The organism is Pseudobacter sp. (assembly GCF_051955275.1).
Lineage (GTDB): Bacteria > Bacteroidota > Bacteroidia > Chitinophagales > Chitinophagaceae > Pseudobacter.
Genome location: NZ_JBQCGW010000171.1, coordinates 84,521 through 91,667, shown reverse-complemented (window position 1 = coordinate 91,667; position 7,147 = coordinate 84,521). Strand labels below are relative to the sequence as shown.

At 45.7% G+C, this 7,147-nt stretch carries 8 protein-coding genes; 7 read left to right on the top strand and 1 reads right to left on the bottom strand.

All coding sequences use genetic code 11. The features are described 5' to 3' along the window. From ACTHMC_RS14665 to ACTHMC_RS14635, 7 genes are all read left to right on the top strand, one after another. Positions 1-235: T9SS type A sorting domain-containing protein (locus ACTHMC_RS14665; RefSeq protein ID WP_440414091.1), on the top strand; the 235-nt coding region annotated here is incomplete at its 5' end. Positions 236-316: 81 nt separating this feature from the next. After that, the gene (locus ACTHMC_RS14660) at positions 317-1,618 is read left to right on the top strand and encodes an O-acetylhomoserine aminocarboxypropyltransferase/cysteine synthase family protein (protein WP_440414089.1); all 1,302 of its coding nucleotides are present in this window, start codon (positions 317-319) and stop codon (positions 1,616-1,618) included. 98 nt (positions 1,619-1,716) lie between these two features. Then, entirely contained in the window at positions 1,717-2,583 is an 867-nt protein-coding gene (locus ACTHMC_RS14655; protein WP_440414088.1) for a glycoside hydrolase family 16 protein, read from the top strand. Positions 2,584-2,730: 147 nt separating this feature from the next. Continuing rightward, entirely contained in the window at positions 2,731-3,735 is a 1,005-nt protein-coding gene (locus ACTHMC_RS14650; RefSeq protein WP_440414086.1) for a sterol desaturase family protein, read from the top strand. Positions 3,736-3,810: 75 nt separating this feature from the next. Next, positions 3,811-4,761, top strand: coding sequence for a hypothetical protein (locus tag ACTHMC_RS14645; RefSeq protein ID WP_440414084.1), 951 nt, complete (start codon positions 3,811-3,813; stop codon positions 4,759-4,761). Positions 4,762-4,933: 172 nt separating this feature from the next. Then, on the top strand, positions 4,934-5,623 hold the full coding sequence (locus ACTHMC_RS14640) for a lysostaphin resistance A-like protein (RefSeq protein ID WP_440414082.1): 690 nt from the start codon (positions 4,934-4,936) through the stop codon (positions 5,621-5,623). After that, positions 5,607-5,837 carry a hypothetical protein gene (locus ACTHMC_RS14635; protein WP_440414080.1) on the top strand — a complete coding sequence of 77 codons (231 nt, stop codon included), beginning with the start codon at positions 5,607-5,609 and terminating at the stop codon, positions 5,835-5,837. Before ACTHMC_RS14640 ends, ACTHMC_RS14635 begins: the two co-directional genes overlap by 17 nt. Before the next feature lie 376 nt (positions 5,838-6,213). Here ACTHMC_RS14635 and ACTHMC_RS14630 read toward each other — a convergent pair whose 3' ends face one another. Further along, the gene (locus ACTHMC_RS14630) at positions 6,214-7,137 is read right to left on the bottom strand and encodes a glycoside hydrolase family 43 protein (RefSeq protein WP_440414078.1); all 924 of its coding nucleotides are present in this window, start codon (positions 7,135-7,137) and stop codon (positions 6,214-6,216) included. Between the last annotated feature and the right edge of the window lie 10 nt (positions 7,138-7,147).

Here is a 7,147-nt window from a genome sequence, read left to right as displayed (position 1 = left end):
GTTGCACATCGGCCCCAACCCGGTTGCCGGTGAGTTGCAAATCAGGTACAGTGGCGGGTTTGCGCGCTTCGAGCTGAGTATTCTGAATGCCAGCGGCCACCAGGTACGCGGCGTACAGCAGTTCACCTCCTCCGCTACCGTTGATCTGAATGGCCTGAACACAGGGGTGTATGTGATCAGAATAATCAATAAAACCAAAGGCACACAGGTGCACCGCCTGATTTTCAAGAAATAAAAACTTCAAAAAAAAGAACTGGCAAACCCCTGCAATATGATTTTAGTCTACTAAATTTATAGAGATTAAAAAACAATCATCATGTCGCAGCAAAACCTACGTTTCGAAACCCTGCAGGTCCATGCAGGCCAGACACCTGATCCCGTTACCAAAGCAAGGGCAGTACCGCTTTACCAGACAACATCGTATGTATTCGACAGCGCCGAGCATGCAGCCAACCTGTTTGGACTGAAAGAGTTCGGCAATATCTATACACGCATCATGAACCCCACCACCGATGTGTTTGAGAAGAGGATCGCGGCGCTTGCCGGTGGCGTGGGCGCGCTGGCCACCGCTTCAGGACAATCGGCACAGTTCCTCGCATTGCAGAATATCCTGCAGCAGGGCGACAATATCGTGGCATCCTCCTTCCTCTATGGTGGCACCTATAACCAGTTCAAGGTGAGCCTCAAAAGGCTGGGCTTCGAAGCAAAATTTGCAGACGGCGACAATCCCGCTGATTTTGAAGCAAAGATCAATGACCGTACACGAGCGCTCTATGTGGAAACCATTGGCAATCCGGCTTTCAGCGTTCCTGATTTTGAACGGCTTGCTGAGATCGCACAGAAACACAAGATCCCGTTGATCGTAGACAACACTTTCGGCGCAGCCGGTTACCTCTGCCGCCCTATCGACTACGGCGCCAACGTGATCGTGGAATCTGCCACCAAATGGATCGGAGGTCATGGGACCAGCATCGGAGGCGTGATCGTAGATGCGGGAAATTTCAACTGGGGCAATGGAAAATTCGGATATTATACTGAGCCGGATGAAGCCTATCATAATATGAAATTCTGGGACATATTCGGTACCGATGGTCCATTCGGAAATATCGCATACATCATCCGCGCACGCGTAACAGGACTGCGCAGTCTGGGACCTGCCCTCGCTCCTTTCAATGCTTTCCTGTTCCTGCAAGGACTGGAAACGCTCAGCCTGCGTGTGCAACGCACAGTAGATAATGCACTCGCACTGGCCGAATGGTTACAGTCGCATCCACAGGTAGAATATGTAAACTACCCGGGCCTGCCCAATAACAAATACCATCAACTGGCCAAAAAATATTTACGCAATGGTTTTGGCGGCGTATTATCGTTCAAGGTAAAAGGTGGCAATGAAGCCGCAGACAAACTGGTGAACAATCTGCAATTGATCAGTCACCTTGCAAATGTGGGAGATGCCAAAACACTGATCATTCATCCGGCCACTACCACCCACCAGCAATTGACAGAAGCGGAGCAGCACTCCGCTGGTGTGGAACCAGGCTTATTGCGTATCTCGCTGGGTATAGAGCATATTGAAGATATCAAGGACGATCTTATAGCAGCTTTCAAAAAAGGATAAGCTTCATCTATTAAAGCAAAAGGTGTCTTCATAACAGGAGGCACCTTTTGCTTTACAATCATTTTTTGTTAGATTTAACGGAACGAATAACACACCATATGAGAATTCCGTTTGCCTGTGCATCTTTGCCATTGTTGTTATCGATGGCCTGCAGTTCACCAAAATCATCTGTAAGCAGTCATTCTGCCGCATCGAAATATTCCGGAGAAGGATACCTACTGGTATGGTCGGATGAATTCAACAATGCCGGCCACCCCGACACTTCCAAATGGAACTATGAGTATGGCCTTGTACGTAATGAAGAACAGCAATGGTATCAGCCGGAAAATGCACGTTGCGAAAAAGGAGTGCTGGTGATAGAAGCTCGCAGGGAAGACAAACCCAATCCAGGATATACAGCAGGCTCAACTGACTGGCGCAGGAAATACCCGGCTGCCGGGTATACCTCATCCTGCCTTATTACAGCCGGCAAAGGCCAATGGCAATATGGACGTTTCGAAATGAGAGGCCGCATCGATATCAGCGATGGATTATGGCCAGCCTGGTGGACACTTGGCGTTACCAGGAACTGGCCAGCCAATGGCGAGATCGATATAATGGAATATTATCGTAAAAAGCTGCTGGCGAACATCGCTTTGCTCGGCAAGGATAACAGAACGGAATGGCATAGCAATATCTTTTCTACCGACTCACTGGGTGGCATTGACTGGGCCAGCAAATTTCACGTTTGGCGCATGGACTGGACCGATTCATTCATTGCGCTGTATCTCGATGACCAGTTGTTGAATAAAGTCCCCATGGAAGCCCTGGTGAATAAAGACGGCTCCGGATTCAATGGATTCAAACAACCACATTATATGTTGCTGAACCTCGCCATCGGCGGCCAAAACGGAGGAAATCCTGAAAACACTACATTCCCACGCAGATTTGAGGTTGACTGGGTAAGGGTATACCAACGTTTATAAAATATTATCAAAATATTAGGAGTGCATTAAAATGCTGATGTGCACTCTTTTCCACGCGATATCTGGCCAATAACACATATCTTGGAGAGGACCTGATTTTGAAACAGCTCCCTGTAGTCACTTTTTAAATGAAAACCTGTTACTCTAATGTACATTTTGCAATTTTTTGGCGCCGCCCCTATCGATTACTCACAAGTGACTAATATCGAAAAAAATGCCGCCGACCTGGTAGTCTATGCAATACCCGCAATGGCATTTTTCACTTTCCTTGAAGTCTGGTATTCCTGGTATTCAGAGCGAAGAAACTATAGCACAAAAGAATCTGTGGGATCAATGTTTGTTGGCCTGGGAAATGTGGGCATCAACCTTCTTTTCAAAGCAGGTATGATCTATGGAAGTATTTTCATTTACAATCTTGTTCCCTGGCGGATGACTTTAAGCTGGTGGACTCTGATCCCCTGCCTGCTGCTTTTTGATCTCTGCAGTTATTGGGCGCACAGGATCTCACATTACAACCGTTTTTTCTGGTCAACGCATGTGATTCATCACACAGCAGACAATTACAACCTCACCGTTTCATTCCGGTTAAGCTGGGTACAACATTTCAAAATAGTTTTCTTTCTACCTATCGCCTTCCTCGGTTTTCATCCGGTTATTTTCTTTATCGTAAATCAAATCTCCGTTCTGGCGCAGTTCTGGCAGCACACAGAATACATAGGAAAGCTCCATCCATGGATTGAAAAAATCTTTGTTACTCCTTCCAATCACCGCGTACATCATGGTTCAAATGAAAAATATTTAGATAAGAATTTCGGAGCCGTCTTCATCTTCTGGGATAAATTGTTCAAGAGCTTTGAACCAGAAGGAGAAAAAGTAATTTACGGCACTACTACCAGTATCGACAAAAGCTTAAATCCGTTATACCTGAACTTCCACGAGCATAGAGACATCCTGATCGATGTAAAAAAAGCTAAAGGCATCCGTAAAAAACTGTTTTTCTTATTTGGAAGCCCGGCAAAAATTGCCCGGTATAAAACCGATGCTAAAGCAAGACAGACCAGCGAACAGGCGCCTGTACCTAAAACTCAGGGCTTAGGCATTTCTCAAATGACTGTACCCGTTTATTTAGCCGGATTTATCGGCATCCTGTAACGATAATAGATACATACGGTATAGCAACTGTCTGAAACTACTCTGCTGCTGATTTTCTTTGTACTAAAAACATTCATGTACAGGATTATCATCAGTATACTTTTTACAGGTATCGCAGTTTCAGGATGCAGTAAAGGATCGGGCAATCCGGATCAGGAACCGCCCCCCAGGCCTAAGGAAGAAGTGATCCAGCTACAGCAGGTCGATTTCGGCAATGTGTATCACAAATTCTACTACAACAAGGAAGGTCTTGTTACCCGTATGGAGTCGCACAGGCGGCCCGGCTTTGGTGCCGGTGGTCTCGATACGATGTATCAATATGCCAATTTTGAATACAACGATGCCCGGCTTCAATCTGCAGGTTATTACACGCAGTCCGACCCCGGAGCTACCGTTTATTATCGGGCAAAATCATATTACTACAGGTACGACCAGTTCAAACAGCTTTCATATGTTGCAGGTATCATTTCAGATGAGAACGGTACCGGACTGTACAAAGACACCACTTTTTATTCCATCGATAATCAGGGCCGGATCACCGGTTTCAGCTATCGTAACCCTCAGATGAATTCCTTCAAAGATGTGAAATGGTTCTATGATGCAGCCGGTAACCTGCAAAAGCCGGACTCTACACAACCAGGATCAGGCCGCACCACCACCTATTTCAGTTATGAAAATGATTATGACAGGATGGTCAGTCCATGGAGGTTCAAGAACCTGGGACTTTCAATTTTTACAGTCCTTGAAGAAGAGGTTTTCGAGAAAGAAATCATACTGTCCTATAACAATCTGATATTAAAAAAATCCACTGAGATCATCGAAAGAAAAAACAGCCGGGGAGAAGTTATTGAAAGCACAGGGGAAAACCGGATCGTGGAAGTTGTATATAAATACGACAGGAACAACAGCCCTGACAACTGTGATGCCTCCGCATATTCAGAGAAACTTGAAAACCGGACCGTAGTAAGCAGAGCAGGCGGCTTCTCACATACATTCAGTTTGAGTTCCGAAAAAAAGACACTCTGATCATATTTTTTATAAACAACAGGCCGCTCTCCGTGCAGTGCGACCTGTTGTTATTTAGTAACCTTCAGCGCTGTGGGAGCCTTTAAAGGTTATTGAATTATTATCAATTTGTTACTTCGCCCACTTTCAATTATTGCCCTTTCAACATATCTTCGGTACAACAAAACACTGCATGCTCGGAATAATTGTTGGCCTCCTCATTTCCTGGTTACTCCTCTACTTCTTTGAAAAGAAACATCTTACGGCTTTGGGGATCGGCATCAGTTCAAAAAGGATGCGCGATCTGGGAGCAGGAATACTGGGGGCAGCGGCCTGTTGCCTTATCTGCCACCTGGCCGGCACCATTCACTGGAAACTGAATAAGGCTTTTACCAGTCACGCGTTATTTACCGGCGCCTGGTATGTGATAAAGTCTGTGCTGTTTGAAGAATTATTGTTCAGGGGCGCCTTGTTGTACATTGCCATCCGGAAAATGGGCATGCTGAAAGCCTGTATACTATCAGCTCTGTGCTTTGGGATCTATCATATTTTTACTTACCAGTTATTGAGCAATCCAGGCATGGCATTGCTTGTTTTCTTTATGACGGTTTTGATTGGAGTAACACTGGCTTATGCCTTTGCTGCCACACAGAGCATGTACTTGCCGACCGGATTGCACCTGGGCTGGAATCTCATCAATATCATCATCTTTTCATCAGGTCCTTTAGGAAAGCAGCTATTGACCAAAGAGCCCGGAACAGCTTTGCAGGGAATACCTTCTCTGCTGGTATTCTTATTCCAGCTTTTGGCATTGCCCCTGTTTACCTGGTGGTATGTGAAGAGGTCACGCAGAAATACGCTGATCTATGAACGGCAGAAATAATAAATGCAACAATGATGCATTATTTACTATCTTTGTTTTCATTATTTCTCTTGCAAAAGCGAAAACAGATCATACAAAAGTTTCTGGCAATGCTGCTACTGGTAATGATGCTTTTCATTACCGGGTTGAAAGCGTTACATCACCATCATCCCGAAATTCATCAACTGAAACAGAGCGAGGATCATTCGCATCTTCAGTTCAGGGAAAATCATAGTTATTGCCCCATTTGTGATTTCAATTTCAGCACGCTGGGAAATGCGGAAGATGACAGATTGGAGTCTTTTTGTACACCCCACTCTGACGGCTGCTTTGGAGGAGGCCCTTACAAGGCTTCAGCCTGCCTGGGTGCATGCGGTAACAACCTGCGCCTCAGAGGCCCGCCTTCACATCATTAATTCACATCATTACTGCAGAACAAAAAGGCCGGTTCCTTTACGGATCCATAAGCTTGTACTGACCTGTATCCCGCTACCATACAGGATACACCCGGTTATATCTTTTCAAACTCATACATAAAGATGCGTTAGGGAAAGGTTGCTACGCAGCTTTTACCTGGCCGGTATCATTTCTATGATTGCCGGCCTTAATTTTTATAACACTCTTGCAGTTGAGAGTACGGGGGAGATCCCCTCACTGGTCATGATCACTCTTTGTATGGTTCCGTCGGTATTGTAATGCAGCTGATCTATACACACTGAACGGCGGTGACTACCACCCTCTTTCAGAGTTCCGTTATGATAGATGAAATAATCCTGCCCGTTGAATGAAATGATCGCCGGACGGTTGGTGGCGCAATTTCCCGGCACTTCGTTCAGTATCCCTGCAAAATCCCATGGACCTTCCGGATGGCGGCTCATAGCATAAGCAACGCGCTCAGGGTATCCATATCCGTAAGAGAGATAATACCAGCCAGCTCTCTGGTGGATATGTGCTCCTTCTTCAAAATCCGGAAGGGGCAGAATGGAAATGGAGCCATCAATGGAATGAAGGTCGGGCTTTAATTTGGCAAAATAGCATTGCTGGTTGCCCCAGAAAATATACACCTGCCCATCCTGATCGATCAGCACTGATGGATCAAGATTGGCTTTTTCGTTGGCAGTTGCAGGAAGCATATCCTGCGTGATCAAAGCCTTGCCCAATAAATCCTTGAAAGGTCCTTCGGGTTTGTCGGATACAGCCAGTCCGATTGCCTTGCCCTTGATATGTGCATGAGAGACAGCAACGAACCAGTAAAATTTATCATTGTAATGGATCACACAACTTGCGTAAGCATCTCCTTTTGCCCATGCAAAATCCGTAGCCTTCAGCGGTGAAGGATATTCTTCCCATGTCACCAGATCCTGCGTGGAGAAGCAAAGCCATTTATTCATTATGTATTCTTCGATTCCGGCAGGAGCTTCATCATGGCCGGTATACAGGAACAATTTACCGGCAAAAGTGATCACTGCAGGATCGCATGTGTAGGTATGCGAAAAAAGTGGATTTCCGGAATAGTTGAATAATTGATTTTCCATGCGGAGATCA